The sequence below is a fragment of the Streptomyces sp. NPDC086777 genome (assembly GCF_040702065.1).
Lineage (GTDB): Bacteria > Actinomycetota > Actinomycetes > Streptomycetales > Streptomycetaceae > Streptomyces.
Genome location: NZ_JBFBJI010000012.1, coordinates 40,593 through 55,172, shown reverse-complemented (window position 1 = coordinate 55,172; position 14,580 = coordinate 40,593). Strand labels below are relative to the sequence as shown.

Here is a 14,580-nt window from a genome sequence, read left to right as displayed (position 1 = left end):
GCCAGCTCCGCGGGCCCGCTCGTGTGAACGTACGAGACCCGCGTCACCGCTCCCGTACGTCGGCCAGCTCCGCCAGCACGTCCGCGTGGCACGGCTCCGGCGCGCACCAGCAGGCGAGGGTCCGCCCGCGCAGCTCGGCGACCAGCTCCAGCAGCTCGGGCCGCTCCAGCAGGTGGGCCCGGTACATCGCCATCACCTCGGCCCGGGTGCCGTCCCGCTTCCTCTTCGGGGTGTCGTACGCGAAGGGGTTGGACAGCGGGTGCCGGGGCAGGTCCCAGCCGCCCATCGTCCAGCGGCGGCCCACGTAGACGACGTCCGCGGGGGCGTGTTCCAGCCGGGGGCCGAACTCGTGGATCCGGCCCCTGACGTTGATCACCCGGGTGGGCACCGGAGCCGCCCTACGCCTCGTACGGCAGCAGCTCCGGGCGCTTCGGCGCGCGGCCGTCCCCCGAGGAGCGGCCGGTGAGGCGGCGGCCTATCCAGGGCAGCAGGTGCTGCCGGGTGAAGCGGGCGTCCGCGACGCGGCGCGCCACCCAGCCGGGCGGCACCGTGGCCGGGATCGGCGTGCGCCACTCGGTGTCCTCGGGGTCGTGGCCGAGGGTCTGCCAGACCGCCTCGGCGACCCTGCGGTGCCCCTCGGCCGTCAGGTGCAGCCGGTCCACGTCCCACATCCGGGGATCGGCCAGCGAGGGCGCCCCGTACAGGTCCACGACCAGGGCACCGTGCCGCCCGGCCAGCTCGTCGACGACGCCGAACAGCTCCTCCATGCGCGGCCGGAACCGCTCCAGAACCGGGCCCTGGCGGCCGGGGCTGCGCATCAGCACCAGTTGCTCGCAGGCCGGCGCCAGCCGCTCCACCGCCTCGGTGAGCAGGTCGCGGACCCGGACCATGTCGCACTTGGGGCGCAGCGTGTCGTTGAGGCCGCCGACGAGCGTGATCACGTCGGGCCGCATCGCCACCGCGACGTCGACCTGCTCCTCGACGATCTGCCCGATCAGCTTGCCGCGCACCGCGAGGTTGGCGTAGCGGAAGCCGGGGGTCCGCGCGGCCATCCGGGCGGCGAGGACGTCCGCCCAGCCCCGGTAGGAGCCGTCGGGCTGCAGGTCCGACATGCCCTCGGTGAAGGAGTCGCCGATCGCGACCAGGCTGGAGTGTGCGGGAAGCACCGGGTTCTTCTGCATGGCGACAGAGATGGTATCCCGAGGCGCATACCCGCCGGTCGGTCACTCCCTCCGGCGGCGACTCCGGCGCCGGTGCGGCCTACGCGTGCTGCCCGAACAGTTCCCGCAGCACGTCCTCCATGGTCACCAGGCCCGCCAGCCGGCCGTCGTCGCCGCGCACGCCCGCCAGGTGGGTACGGCTGCCGCGCATCGCGGTGAGCACGTCGTCCAGCGGGGTGTCCTCCCGTACCCGCGCGATCGGCCGCATGTCCCGCAGCCGGAACGCCTCGTCCCGGGGCGAGGCGTCCAGCGCGTCCTTGACGTGCAGGTAGCCGACGATCCGCCGCCCCTCGTCCACCACCGGGAAGCGGGAGAAACCCGACTCCGCCGACAGCCGTTCCAGCTCCTCCGGGGTGACGCCCACGCGCGCGTAGACGACGCGTTCCAGCGGTACCACCACGTCCCGCACCGGCCGGCGGCCCAGTTCCAGGGCGTCGTGCAGCCGCTCCTGCGCCCGGTCGTCGATCAGGCCGGCCTCGCTGGCGTCCTTGACGATCTCGGCGAGCTCGGTGTCCGTGAAGGTCGCCGAGACCTCGTCCCTGGTCTCCACCCGGAGCAGCCTGAGCAGGCCGTTCGCGAAGGCGTTGATGGTGAAGATCACCGGGCGCAGCGCCCGCGACAGGGCGACCAGGGGAGGACCGAGGAGCAGCGCGCTGCGCACCGGCTCGGCCAGCGCCACGTTCTTCGGCACCATCTCGCCCAGCAGCATGTGGAGGTAGGTCGCCAGCGACAGCGCGATCACGAAGGACACGACATGGCCCGCGCTCGTGGGCACGCCGGCCGCGTGGAACACCGGCTCCAGCAGATGCGCGATCGCGGGCTCCGCGACCACACCGAGCACCAGCGTGCACAGCGTGATGCCGAGCTGTGCCGCGGCCAGCAGCGCGGACACGTGCTCCAGGCCCCACAGCACGCTCCTGGCCCGCCGGTCGCCCGCCTCCGCGTGCGGCTCGATCTGGGAGCGGCGCACGGAGATCAGCGCGAACTCGGCACCGACGAAGAACGCGTTCACGACCAGCGTCGCGAAACCGATCAGCAGCTGTACGGCGGTCACCGCTGCCCCTCCTGCTCCGTCGTCCCGTCGCGGAGCGGCGCGTGCAGCAGCACCCGGGCCGCCCGCCGCCCCGAGGCGTCCACCACGTCGAGGCGCCACCCGGCGACCTCGACACCGTCCCCGGTCTCCGGTATCCGGCCCAGCTCGGCCGCGACCAGACCGGCCAGCGTCTCGTACGGCCCCTCGGGAGCCCTCAGGCCCACGCGGGCGAGCTGGTCCATACGGGCCGCGCCGTCCGCCGAGTAGAGCGCGCGGCCGGTCGCGTCGGCACCGGCGGGGGCGAGGTCGGGCGTCTCGTGCGGGTCGTGCTCGTCGCGGACCTCGCCGACGACCTCCTCGACGATGTCCTCCAGGGTGGCGACCCCGGCCGTTCCGCCGTACTCGTCGATGACGACGGCCATGGTGCGCCGGCCGCCGAGACGGTCCAGGAGGCGGTCGACGGTGAGGGACTCGGGGACCAGCAGGGGCTCGCGCATCACCTGGGCCACCCGGATCCGGGCCCGCTCCTCGACGGGCATGGCCACGATGTCCTTGATGTGGGCGGTGCCGACGACCGAGTCCAGGCTGTCCCGGTAGACCGGGAAGCGGGACAGACCGGTCGCCCGGGTCGCGTTCGCCACGTCCTCGCAGGTCGCGCGGACGTCCAGGGCGACGACCTGGACGCGCGGGGTCATCACGTTCTCCGCCGTGAGATCGGCCAGGTTGAGCGTGCGCACGAACAGCTCCGCGGTGTCCGGCTCCAGCGCGCCCTGCTTGGCCGAGTGCCGGGCCAGCGCGGCCAGCTCCTGGGGCCCGCGCGCGGAGGCCAGCTCCTCGGCGGGTTCGATGCCCAGGCGCCGTACCAGCCGGTTCGCCGTGTTGTTCAGATGCGTGATGAACGGCCGGAAGGCCGCGCTGAACCAGCGCTGGGCGTTGCCCACCCGCCTCGCCACGGCCAGCGGAGAGGAGATCGCCCAGTTCTTCGGCACCAGCTCGCCGACGACCATCAGGAACACCGTGGACAGCGCGGTACCGATCACCAGCGCCAGCGAACTCGCCGCCGACGCCCCGATCCCCACCGCCTCCAGCGGGCCGGCCAGCAGTTTGGCGATCGAGGGCTCGGCGAGCATGCCGACCACCAGGTTGGTGACCGTGATGCCGAGCTGCGCCCCCGACAGCTGGAACGTGAGGTTCCGTACGGCCTTGAGGGCGCCGGCCGCGCCGCGCTCGCCGCGCTGCACGGCGCGCTCCAGCTCGCCGCGCCCGACCGTGGTCAGCGAGAACTCGGCCGCGACGAAGGCGCCGCAGGCGAGCGACAGCAGGATCGCCACCAGCAGGAGGAGCACTTCGGTCATCGGGTCACCTCCGTCCCAGGATCGGACAGGGCGGTCGGGACCGCGCGGTGCCGGCGGCGGACGGGACTGGGAGGCTCGCCCATGGGTGGACGCTCACACACCTTTCAACGAGTTACGGGACGACTCAGGCAATGGTAAAGGATCGGCAAAGCGCATACTTGGTGCCCTCGGGCCAGCGGCTTCACCCGCCGCCACCTTCCCTGCGGCAGGTACCCAGCGGCCCGCCGGGCATGGTGGCGCGCCGGCGCCCATCGCGTTTCCGAGCCGCCCGTCCTGCGTTGCGCACCGCTCCGCGGCGGCCTTGGGCAGCGGCGGGCCGGACGCCCCCCGCGCCCTCGACCGGGCCTAGGCCCGTCTGGCAGTTCCCGCCTGCCTCGCGACGCCGTGCACGCTCCCCCAGAGGGGGTACCCCCACTCGCCGCACCGGGCACAGGCCCGAGTGCGTCCCGTACGAGGGCCTGCGCCCGGCACGCCGAGGGCACGCACCTGACGCCGCGAGGCCGCCCTCCGGGCGACGACGGGAAGTGTCATACGGGCCCTAGAGGGGCTTGACCCAGCGTCGCCAGTGGTCCTCGCGGAGGTAGCCACGCGCGGCCCACGTGTGGTGGGCCCGTTCGTTGGCTTCCAGGACCATGGCGTCGACGCGTCGCCCGCCGAGGGTGGCGAAGCGTTGTTCCGCGGCCTGCAGCAGGGCGGTGGCGATGCCCTGCCGACGGTGGCCGGGGTGGACGGCCAGTCGGTAGGCGGAGCACCGCCATCCGTCGAAGCCGGCTATGACGGTTCCGGCGAGGAGGTCGCCGCGCATGGCGAGGAGCAGGGCTTCGGGGTCTCGTGCGATGAGCCGGGCCACTCCGTCGTGGTCGTCGCTGATGCTCGTTCCTTCTGCGGCGTCACGCCAGAACCGCAGCACGGCGTCGATGTCCGAGAGGGTGGCGTGCCGGATGCGGAGATCGCTCATGGGCTGAGCCAAGCAGAGTGCCCGCTTGGCCGGCGAACGGGTTTGACGGGGGAGGGGAACGAACCGTCGCCGCACCCGACCCGATCGGGAGGGGGCAGGAGGGGGACCGAGCCGCCCGAACCCGCGGACCGGGAGCCGGGGGCGGTCTGTCCCGGACTTCTTCGGGCGGGACGGCGGGCAGGCCGGGCGGCCGGGGAGGCGGTGCCTCGCGCGGTCTCCGGCTGTGGGGGTGCCTCGCGAGGTCTCCGGCGGGACGGCGGGTGGGTCGAGGCCGCCCGGGAGGCGGGTGCCTCACTTGGTCCGTGGCACCGCCGGCGAGGTCGTACGGCCGGCGGAGGGCGCCCCGCTCCGCGGGCCGTGATCCTCCGCTCGCTCGGCCGTGCGGGCGATGTTGCGGGCCATGCCACCGAAGACGACGGCGTGGAAGGGGGAGATGCTCCACCAGTAGGCGTGACCGAGCAGTCCGTGCGGGTGGAACAGGGCGCGCTGGCGGTAGCGGGTGCGGCCCGCGTCGTCGGTGTCGGCGTGCATCTCCAGCCAGGCCAGGCCGGGCAGCCGCATCTCCGCGCGCAGCCGCAGCAGCCGGCCCGGCTCGATCTCCTCCACCCGCCAGAAGTCGACCGAGTCGCCCACCCGCAACCGGTGCGCGTCCCGGCGTCCGCGGCGCAGCCCCACGCCTCCCACGAGCCGGTCGGCGACGCCCCGCACGGACCAGGCCAAGGGGGAGGAGTACCAGCCGTTCTCTCCACCGATGCCCTCGATCACCCGCCACAGGGCCTCGGGTGGCGCGTCGACCGGGCGTTCCCGCAGGTCGGTGTAGAGGCTGCCGCCCGCCCAGGCGGGGTCGGTGGGCAGCGGGTCGCTGGGGGCGCCGGGTACCGAGGCGGAGGACCAGCGGGTGTCGACCTCGGCGTCCCGCACGCGTTTGAGGGCCAGCCGTACCGCCTCGTCGAAGCCGACCGGGTGGCCGGGCGGGTCGGGGACGTAGTGGGTGATGTCGTTCTCCCCGCACACCACCTCGTGCCGCAGCGACTCGGTCAGCGGCCGGGCGATGGCCGCGGGGACCGGGGTGACCAGGCCGATCCAGTGGCTGGACAGGCGGGGGGTGAGCACCGGCACCGGCAGGATCACGCGCCGGGGCAGTCCGGCGACCGCCGCGTAGCGCAGCATCATGTCCCGGTACGTCAGCACCTCGGGCCCGCCGATGTCGAAGGCGCGGTTCACGTCCGCGGGCATCCGCGCGCTGCCCACCAGCAGGCGCAGCACGTCCCGGACCGCTATCGGCTGGATGCGGGTGCGCACCCAGCTCGGTGTGACCATCACCGGAAGCCGCTCGGTCAGGTAGCGCAGCATCTCGAAGGAGGCCGAGCCGGACCCGATGATCACGGCGGCGCGCAGCACCGTGGTGGGCACCCCGCTCGCCAGCAGGATGCGCCCGACCTCCGACCGGGAGCGCAGATGAGGCGAGAGTTCCCGCTCGGGCACCCCGGCCGGGGTCAGCCCGCCGAGGTAGACGATGCGGCGCACGCCGGCGCGGGCGGCCTGCCCGCCGAACACGCGGGCGCCCGCGCGGTCGGTCTCCTCGAAGCCGTGTCCGGTGCCGAGCGCGTGCACCAGGTAGTAGGCCACGGCCACGCCCCGCATCGCGGCACCGACGGAGGCCGGGTCGGTGACGTCCCCGCGGACCACCTCCACCTCCCCGGCCCAGGGGTGGTCGCGCAGTTTCCCGGGGGAACGGGCCAGGCAGCGCACCCGGTACCCGGCGGCGAGCAGTTCGGGCACGAGCCGTCCGCCGATGTAGCCGCTGGCCCCGGTCACCAGGCACAGAGGCCGGTCCGCCGTCGTCTCCATGGCTTCTCCTTCCCCAGGGTGTTCGGCCGCCGCACCCGATGCGGATGCGGGCCGGCCCTGACCCGCGAGTACCCCGGTACGATGCGCCGGTGAACACGGAGACGAGCGGAGGGCACCCGCCGCGGCGGCGCGGAGGGGCCGCCGAGGAAGCGTCCCCCGCCGCCGGTGACCGGCGCACCGTGGCCACCGGGCCCTCCTGCCCCGGTGACCTCCCCGTCTTCCCGGGCGACCTGTCCGCCTTCGCGGTTCAGCTGCGCCGCATGCACGGCGAGGTCGGCCGGGTCATCCAGCAGTACGCGGCCCGGCAGAACCTGCACGCCACCGACGTGCAGGCGCTGGCCGCCATCCTCGATGCTCCCGAGCCGATGACCCCCACCAGGCTGCGTGCCATGCTCGGCCTCACCTCCGGCGCGGTCACCGCCTGCGTCGACCGGCTGGAGCGCGCCGGTCAGGTCCGCCGGGTGCGCGAGGACGCCGACCGCCGCGTGGTCCACCTCCACTACGCCGACGACGCCCGCGCCGCCGCCCGTACCCACTTCCGTCCCCTCGCCGACGCCCTGCGCCGGGCCGGCGCGGACTTCGACGCCCAGGAGCTGACCGTGGCCCTGCGGTTCCTGACCGCGCTGAACGACGCCCTGGCCCAGGTGCCCGGGGAGCCCGGCGGTCGTTGAGGCGCCGTCCGCGCCCGGGGGTGGCGGCACCCGCATCCGAATCACCGGCGCGGCAAGAAGCAGCGAGGGAGGAGCACCCCTCCTACGATTGCTCAATCATTGAGATTGTTTATGGTCGAGTTTTCTCTGCTGTTCGCCCCGAGGAGTCCCATGACGCCCCCGCACCGCCGGACCCGCAAGCTCGTCCCGTTCGCCCTGATCGCCGTGTGGCTGGTGGTCGGGGCGCTGCTGGGGCCCTTCGCCGGGCGGCTCGGTGAAGTCGCCACCAACGACCAGGCCGCCTTCCTGCCCCGCAGCGCCGAGTCCACCCGCGTCCTGCGCGAGCAGGCCGACTTCCGGCAGCGCGAGACCCTGCCGGTCATCGTGGTGTGGACCGCCGACGGCGGGGGTGCCGTCAGCGGGCGGCAGCGGTCGGCCACCGCGGCGCTGGCCGCGCTCGCCGGCACGCCCGGGACGGCGGGATCCCCCTCCCCGGCCCTGCTCTCGAAGGACCGCGCCGCCCTCCAGGCCGTCGTGCCGCTGAGCCCCGATCTGGGCGACCGGCTCGCACCCACGCTGCAGCGGGTGCGGGCGGCGGCCGGGACGGTGCCCGGCACCCGGGTGCAACTGGGCGGACCGGCGGCCACCCAGGCCGACCTGGCGGACGCCTTCTCCGGCATCGACGGGGTGCTGCTCGCGGTCGCCCTGGCCGCCGTCCTGGTCATCCTGCTGCTGGTCTACCGCTCCCTGCTGCTGCCGCTCGTCGTCATCACCGGTGCGGTGTTCTCCCTCGGGCTGGCGTGCGCCGTCGTCTACGCCCTGGCCGACCACGGTCTGGTGCGCGTCGACGGGCAGGTGCAGGGCATCCTGTCCATCCTCGTCATCGGCGCCGCGACGGACTACGCGCTGCTGGTCACCGCCCGCTGCCGGGAGGAACTGGCCGCCGGGCGGGACCGGCACGCCGCCGCCCGCGCCGCCGTGCGCCGCTCGGCGCCGGCCGTCCTGGCCAGCGCCGGCACCGTCGCCCTTGGCCTGATCGCCCTGTTGCTGAGCGACCTCACCAACAACCGGGCCCTCGGGCCGGTCGGCGCCGTCGGGATCGCCTGCGCCGCCCTGAGCGCGCTCACCTTCCTGCCGGCCGTCCTGGCCGTCCTCGGCCACCGCGCCTACTGGCCGGCCAGGCCCGTGAGCGGGGCCGGCGCCACCGGACTGTGGCAGCGCGTCGCGCGCCTGGTCGACCGGGCACCGCGGCGGGTGTGGGCGCTCGCCCTGACCGGACTGCTCGTCTGCTCCGCGGGTGCGCTCACCCTCAACTCGCGGGGCGTGCCGCTGGACGAGACGTTCGTCCGGCACGTGCCGTCCGTCGCCGCCCAGCAGACCCTGGCCCGGCACTTCCCGGCCGGCGCGGGCACCCCTGTGGTGATCCTCGCCGACGCCGCCACCGCCGACCGCGTGGAGCGCACCCTGCGCGACACCGCCGGCGTCGCGGCGGTGACCGCGACCGGCGCCCAGGGCCGCCCGGCGGCCCGTCCGCAGGCGGTGGACGGCCGGGTCAGGTTCGAGGCGACCGCGGACGCGGCTCCCGACACGCAGGCCGCCCGCGACACCGTGGCCCGGCTGCGCACCGCGCTGCACGCGCTGCCCGGCGCGGACGCCCTCGTCGGCGGCTACACCGCGCAGCAGTACGACACCCTGCGCGCGGCCGAGCGCGACCGCACCGTCATCGTCCCGGTGGTGCTCGCCGTCATCCTGGCCATCCTCGTGCTGCTGCTGCGCTCCCTCGCCGTGCCCGTCCTGCTGGTGCTGACCGTCGCCCTCAACTTCACCGCGACCCTCGGCGTGGCAGCACTGGTCTTCCGGGACCTCTTCGGCTTCAGCGGCACCGATCCGTCCGTGCCGCTGTACGGGTTCGTCTTCCTGGTCGCCCTCGGCGTCGACTACAACATCTTCCTGATGTCCCGGGTCCGCGAGGAGACCCTGCGGCACGGCACCCTCGAAGGTGTCCGGCGCGGCCTCGTCACCACCGGCGGGGTCATCACCTCCGCCGGTGTGGTGCTCGCCGCCACCTTCGCGGCGCTCGGTGTGATTCCGCTCGCCTTCCTGGTGCAGATCGCCTTCATCGTCGCCTTCGGCGTGCTGCTGGACACCCTGGTGGTGCGCTCCCTGCTGGTCCCGGCGCTCGTGCGGGACGCCGGGGACCGTGTGTGGTGGCCCACCCGGCCCGGCACCGGGGACCCGGACGGCCGCGGGGAGCCGGAGGGGCGCGAGGAGCCCGAGGGGCGCCCGGCGGTACCGCGACGGCGGCCGCGAGCCGTCCTCCGGCGGCAGGACGGCGCCTGACGGCCGCGGTGCGGGCGGCTCGGCGGGCCGCCCGCACCGACTCGATGCAGACTCGATGCGAGTTGCTGCCGCTGGGGTGCCGGACGGACCGTGGCGACGAGGCAGGGAGCCATCCCGCACAAGGAGCAACCGCATGACCGCACTCGCTGTCACCGAAGCCCCGCCCAGGCCCATGGCGGACCCGGACGACGATCTGGCCCTGCGTTTTGCGGCCGGGGACGAGGGCGGCCTGGAGGCGGTCTACCGTCGCTGGGCGCCCCTCGTCCTGTCCCTGGCGCGGAAGTCGCTGGGCGACGGCGCGGAGGCCGAGGACGTCACGCAGACGGTGTTCCTCGCCGCCTGGCGCGGCCGCCACGGCTACCGTCCGGGCCGTGGGCCGCTGCCCGCCTGGCTCGTGGGCATCGCCCGACGCAAGATCGCCGACGCGCTGTCCGCCCGTACCCGGCGCACGGACGTCGTTGCCGCGGCGGCGGCAGCGCACGAGTCGACCCGCCCGCCGGATCCGTCGTACACGCAGGACGCGGTCCTGAACCGAGTGGACGTCACCCGGGAGCTGCGCCGCCTTCCCGAGGCCCAGCGACGGGTCCTGTGCCTGACGTTCTACGGTGACCTGACGCAGACGCAGATCGCCCACGTCACCGGCTGGCCGCTGGGTACGGTCAAGAGCCACGCCCGGCGCGGTCTGCTGCGCCTGGGCCGGAGCCTGGACGCCGAGGTCACGGAGCGAGCACGCTGACCGGACGGTTCGCGCACCGGCCGACCGAAGGGGACCCTGCTCCGGTGCGCCCGAACCACGCCGGGGAGAGAGACACATGACCGCCGCGAACTCGACTGAGCAGCCTCGGTCCGAGCCGCCCGCCGTACCGGGCGGCGCCGGACTGACCACGGGCGTGCTGGCCCGCCGTCTCGGCGTGTCGCCCATGACCCTGCGCTCGTGGGACCGCCGCTACGGCATCGGGCCGACCGCGCGCACCGAGGGCGGCCACCGGCGCTGGACGGCGGCGGACGTGGCCACGGTCGAGGAGATGTGCCGGCTGGCGGCGACCGGTATCCCGCCGGCCGACGCCGCCCGTGCCGCCCGTACGGTCGCCGCCGGCCGGCCTCCCGCGGCGGAGGCCGCCGCCGCTGCGACGCCCCCGCCCGCGGGCCGGTCGCGGGCTGCCGGCGCGCTGCCTCTCGGAGACGTGCGTCAGGAATGCCGCGGCCTGGCCCGCGCCGCCGTACGACTGGACGCCCCCGCGCTCGAAAAGCAGCTCACCGCCGCAGTCGAGCGCTACGGCGTCGTGGTCGCCTGGCAGGAGGTGATGGTTCCCACCCTGCACGCCGTGGGACGCCGCTGGGCGTCCTCCGAGGACCAGTACGTGGAAGTGGAACACCTGCTCGCCTGGCACGTCTCCACCGTGCTGCGCCGCAGTGCGCCGCCCGCCGTCCCCGTGGTCCCGCCCGCGCCCGGCTGCGTCCTCCTGGCCTGTGTGCCCGGGGAGCAGCACACCCTGCCCCTGGAGGCGCTGCACGCGGCGCTCGGTCGCGAGGGCCTGCCGGTGCGCATGCTGGGCGCCGCGGTGCCCGTCGAGGCGCTGGACGCGGCGGTGCGCCGGCTCGGCCCGGTCGCGGTCGTGCTCTGGGCCCAGGAGAGCGCACGGGCGGCCCCGGCCCTGGTCCGGCACGTCGCCGGGCAGCGCTGGGGGATGAAGGGGACGCGGCGCGGTCCGGCGGTGCTGCTGGGCGGCCCCGGCTGGAGCCGGTCCCAGCCCGCCGGAGTGCTCAAGCCGGCCGGACTGGCACAGGCGGTGGAGGCGCTGCGCGCCCTGTGCGCCGCAGGATGAGCCCGCGGACGTGTTCCCGTCCACTCACCGCGGGCTGCCGTGCGTGCCGCGCTGCCCGAGCCGTCGGGTGCCCGCGCCCTGTCACGGCGCATCGCCCGCGCGCCGCCGCTCCTGCCGCAGCACATCGTCGAGGTCGCCGAGCCGGTCCAGGCCCTGAACCGCGCGCCGCATGCGGGCGTTGCCGGACAGCAGCCGCCGGTGGCGGTTCAGGAAGTCCCAGTACCCGGCGGTGAAGGGGCAGGCGCGCGGACCGGTGCGCTCGGTGGGCCGGTAGGCGCAGCCGTCGCACAGGTCGCTCATCCGGTGGATGTAGGCGCCGCCCGACGTGTACGGCTTGGTGGTCATCCGGCCGCCGTCCGCGTACTGGGACATGCCGACCACGTTCGGCACCATCACCCAGTCGTAGCCGTCGACGAAGCAGCGGTGGAACCAGTCGGTTACCGCGGCCGGGTCCCAGCCGCGCTGCAGGGCGTGGCTGCCCAGCACCATCAGCCGGGGGATGTGGTGCGTCCACCCGGTGTCGCGCACCTGGGCGAGCACGGTGGCCAGGCAGCGCGCGGTGAGCGCGTCCGCGTCCAGTTCGGTGAAGTACTCCGGCAGCCTCTCCGTGTGCCCGAGCGCGTTGCCGTGCCGGTAGTCCTCGCCGAAGTGCCAGTACAGGTGCCAGACGTACTCCCGCCAGCCCGCGACCTGACGAACGAAGCCCTCCGCGCTGTTCACCGGGACGGCGCCCGCCCGCCAGGCCCGCTCGGCTCGCTCCACGCACTCCGCCGGGTGCAGCAGCCCCAGGTTCAGCGAGGACGACAGCAGGCTGTGGCTCAGCACCGGATCACCGGCGAGCATCGCGTCCTCGTACGGTCCGAAGGACGCCAGCCGGTGTTCCGTGAAACGGCGCAGGGCCGACAGCGCCTCCCGCCGGGTGGCGGGGAAGCGGCGGGGGCCGTCCCGGCCGACGAACCGCACGCCGTCCTCGCGTTCCCACCGGTCGAGGTCCTCGCGTACCTCGGCGTCGACGTCGTCCTCCCGCGGCCGGTACGGACCCGGCACGTCGAGCTCACGGTCCCCCTTCGGCGGGGGCTCGCGGTTGGCGTGGTCGTGGTTGAACCGGCCGCCGGCCGGGTGGCCGCCCTCCATCAGCAGGTCGTGCTCCCGGCGCACCCATCGGTAGAAGTCCTCCTGGAGCAGCCGCCGCCCACCGCGCCCCTCGGCCCAGCCGGTGAAATCCTCGCGCGCCACCAGGAAGCCCCGGGCGGGCAGCACCCGCACCCCGGGCAGGGAGCGCACCAGCCGGAGCGCGGCGTAGGAGGTGGGGTGGCAGACCGTGACCGGCGCGCCGCTCACGGCGCGGCGCAGGCCCTCACGGTAGGTCTCGGCCCGGACGTACGTCACCCGCCCGCCCAGTTCCGCCGCGCGGTGCCGCATCGCGGAGAGCACCAGGTGCGCCTTGGCACGGTGGAAGCGGCGCCGCCGGAAGACCGACCTGGCCTCGATCATCACCACGGGCGCCCCGCGGTCGGGCCCGTTCGCGCCGGCCGGCGTGAGGAAGTGCGGGCCGAGCTGGTCGCCGAAGATCCAGTGCGGGGTGGTCATGGGAAAGGCACCTTCCGTGCGGAACGGGGCGTGGGTCGCACGTTCCAGGGTTCGCGTGCGGTGGCCGGCGCGCGTGGGGTGGCGGGCGGGCCCGGCGGGCGTCCTCCGGCCGCGGCCCTCAGACACGCCCCCGGGCCCGCTTGAAGCGGTCCAGGCCCTCAGCCAGGGACACCACCCGCTCGGGGTAACCGGTGCTCGCGCGCTCCTGCGCCGGAAGCTTCCACGGCTCGTGCACCCCGGCCGTCCTGACGTCCGCCAGTTCCGCCACCCAGCGCCGCACATATGCTCCGTCCGGGTCGTACCGCCTGCCCTGGGTGACGGGGTTGAGCACCCGGTTGGGCCGGGTGTCGGTGCCGGTGCCGGCCATCCACTGCCAGTTCAGCTGGTTGTTCGCCATGTCGCCGTCGACCAGCAGGTCCAGGAAGTGCCGGGCGCCCACCCGCCAGTCGACGTACAGCGTCTTGGCGAGGAAGCTGGCGGCCAGCAGCCGGCCCCGGTTGTGCATCCAGCCCTCGTGGCGCAGCTGGCGCATCGCCGCGTCGACGATCGGATAACCGGTGCGGCCCTCCCGCCACGCCTCCGCGTCCGCTTCCGCGTCCTTCCCACCGCGCCACCGGTCGCGGTGGGTGCGGTAGTCGCGTGCGGCGGCGTCGGGACGCGCGGCGAGCACCTGGCGGTTGAAGTCGCGCCAGGCGATCTGCCGTACGAACGCCTCCGCGCCCGCGCCGCCGCCCCTGCGGACCCGGTGCACCACCTCGACCGGTGACAGGGTGCCGAAGTGCAGGTGGGGGGAGAGCCGGGAGGTGGCGTCGCCCGCCAGGTCGTCGTGGCGTTCCTCGTACGCGGCCACGCCGGAGCGCAGCCACGCGGTGAGCCTGCGCCGCCCCTCCGTCTCACCGCCCGCGCACAGCCCGGGCGACACCCCGTTCACGGCGCCGCGCTCCGGCAGCGGGGCGGAACCCAGCCCCTCCGGCACGGTGACCGCGCCCGGCGCGTCCAGCGCGTCCCGCAGACCCTGCGCGGACCAGCGCCGGTAGTACGGGGTGAACACCGCGAAGTGGTCGGAGGAGGCCGGGGTCACCGCACCCGGCGCCACGGCCGTGCCCACCGTGTCATGCACGTACAGGCGCCGCCCGTCGGCCTCCAGCGCCCGGCGCAGCCGCCGTTCGCGCGTGTGGGCGAAGGCGCTCACGTCACCTGCCATGTGCACCTCGTCGGCGTCCGCCTCGGCGGCCACCCGGCACACCTCCGTGACCGTGTCGCCCTCGCGCAGCACCAGCCGGCCGCCCCGCTCCCGCAGCCTGGCGTCCAGGTCCCGCAGGCAGTCGGCGAGGAACGCGAGCCGGTTCGGCGCGGCGAAGCCCGCTCCGTCGACGGCCGGGTCACGCACGAACAGCGGTACCACCCGGCCTCCGCCGTGCAGGGCCGCGCGCAGCGGCGGGTGGTCCGACAGGCGCAGATCGCAGGTGAACAGGACGACCGAGGTCTGCATGGGGCTCACTTCCGCTTCCGGTGGGGGCGCTCTCGGATGGTTTCGCCCCGTCGGCCGGTGCCGGATGCGGCGGGCCGCCGGAAGTCCCCCGTTCGGGTGCCCGCGCATCCGCGGCGGCGGCCGGCGGGGAAGTACCTCGGGAAAACGCCGGGCACCCGGCGAGGAGTGGCGTCCTCAACCGGGGGACGGGCCGTGCGGAACCCGGTGCGTCCCCGCACCGTCCGACCGAGCCGACCGGACCCCTGACCGGGCACGGGCCGCCTCC

The 14,580-nt window shown here is 75.0% G+C and carries 12 protein-coding genes; 4 read left to right on the top strand and 8 right to left on the bottom strand.

Features of this window, described 5'->3' with window-relative positions; all coding sequences use genetic code 11:
- Nucleotides 1-43: 43 nt before the first annotated feature.
- From AB0472_RS18675 to AB0472_RS18650, 6 genes are all read right to left on the bottom strand, one after another.
- Nucleotides 44-388 carry a DUF4326 domain-containing protein gene (locus AB0472_RS18675; protein ID WP_366357545.1) on the bottom strand — a complete coding sequence of 115 codons (345 nt, stop codon included), beginning with the start codon at nucleotides 386-388 and terminating at the stop codon, nucleotides 44-46.
- 10 nt (nucleotides 389-398) lie between these two features.
- A complete protein-coding gene (locus tag AB0472_RS18670; RefSeq protein ID WP_366357544.1) occupies nucleotides 399-1,181 on the bottom strand; it encodes an SGNH/GDSL hydrolase family protein in 783 nt (260 codons plus the stop codon).
- A gap of 79 nt (nucleotides 1,182-1,260) precedes the next feature.
- Complete coding sequence (locus tag AB0472_RS18665; RefSeq protein WP_366357543.1) at nucleotides 1,261-2,274, bottom strand: hemolysin family protein; 1,014 nt, start codon at nucleotides 2,272-2,274, stop codon at nucleotides 1,261-1,263.
- The gene (locus tag AB0472_RS18660) at nucleotides 2,271-3,608 is read right to left on the bottom strand and encodes a hemolysin family protein (RefSeq protein WP_366357542.1); all 1,338 of its coding nucleotides are present in this window, start codon (nucleotides 3,606-3,608) and stop codon (nucleotides 2,271-2,273) included. Before AB0472_RS18660 ends, AB0472_RS18665 begins: the two co-directional genes overlap by 4 nt.
- Before the next feature lie 538 nt (nucleotides 3,609-4,146).
- Nucleotides 4,147-4,566: a GNAT family N-acetyltransferase gene (locus AB0472_RS18655; RefSeq protein WP_366357541.1), complete on the bottom strand. Its 420-nt coding sequence runs from the start codon at nucleotides 4,564-4,566 to the stop codon at nucleotides 4,147-4,149.
- 291 nt (nucleotides 4,567-4,857) lie between these two features.
- Nucleotides 4,858-6,417, bottom strand: coding sequence for an SDR family oxidoreductase (locus tag AB0472_RS18650; protein WP_366357540.1), 1,560 nt, complete (start codon nucleotides 6,415-6,417; stop codon nucleotides 4,858-4,860).
- A gap of 230 nt (nucleotides 6,418-6,647) precedes the next feature.
- On the opposite strand from AB0472_RS18650, the gene AB0472_RS18645 reads away from it, so the two are divergent.
- From AB0472_RS18645 to AB0472_RS18630, 4 genes are all read left to right on the top strand, one after another.
- Nucleotides 6,648-7,088: a MarR family winged helix-turn-helix transcriptional regulator gene (locus AB0472_RS18645; RefSeq protein WP_366357682.1), complete on the top strand. Its 441-nt coding sequence runs from the start codon at nucleotides 6,648-6,650 to the stop codon at nucleotides 7,086-7,088.
- A gap of 150 nt (nucleotides 7,089-7,238) precedes the next feature.
- The gene (locus tag AB0472_RS18640; protein ID WP_366357539.1) at nucleotides 7,239-9,407 is read left to right on the top strand and encodes an MMPL family transporter; all 2,169 of its coding nucleotides are present in this window, start codon (nucleotides 7,239-7,241) and stop codon (nucleotides 9,405-9,407) included.
- A gap of 133 nt (nucleotides 9,408-9,540) precedes the next feature.
- A complete protein-coding gene (locus AB0472_RS18635) occupies nucleotides 9,541-10,143 on the top strand; it encodes a sigma-70 family RNA polymerase sigma factor (RefSeq protein WP_366357538.1) in 603 nt (200 codons plus the stop codon).
- Between the two features lie 76 nt (nucleotides 10,144-10,219).
- Complete coding sequence (locus tag AB0472_RS18630; RefSeq protein ID WP_366357537.1) at nucleotides 10,220-11,233, top strand: cobalamin B12-binding domain-containing protein; 1,014 nt, start codon at nucleotides 10,220-10,222, stop codon at nucleotides 11,231-11,233.
- Nucleotides 11,234-11,314: 81 nt separating this feature from the next.
- On the opposite strand, the gene AB0472_RS18625 is transcribed toward AB0472_RS18630, so the two are convergent.
- Together AB0472_RS18625 and AB0472_RS18620 are read right to left on the bottom strand one after the other, a co-directional pair.
- Nucleotides 11,315-12,823 carry a cryptochrome/photolyase family protein gene (locus tag AB0472_RS18625; RefSeq protein ID WP_366357536.1) on the bottom strand — a complete coding sequence of 503 codons (1,509 nt, stop codon included), beginning with the start codon at nucleotides 12,821-12,823 and terminating at the stop codon, nucleotides 11,315-11,317.
- A 118-nt stretch (nucleotides 12,824-12,941) separates the two neighbouring features.
- Entirely contained in the window at nucleotides 12,942-14,315 is a 1,374-nt protein-coding gene (locus AB0472_RS18620; protein ID WP_366357535.1) for a deoxyribodipyrimidine photo-lyase, read from the bottom strand.
- Between the last annotated feature and the right edge of the window lie 265 nt (nucleotides 14,316-14,580).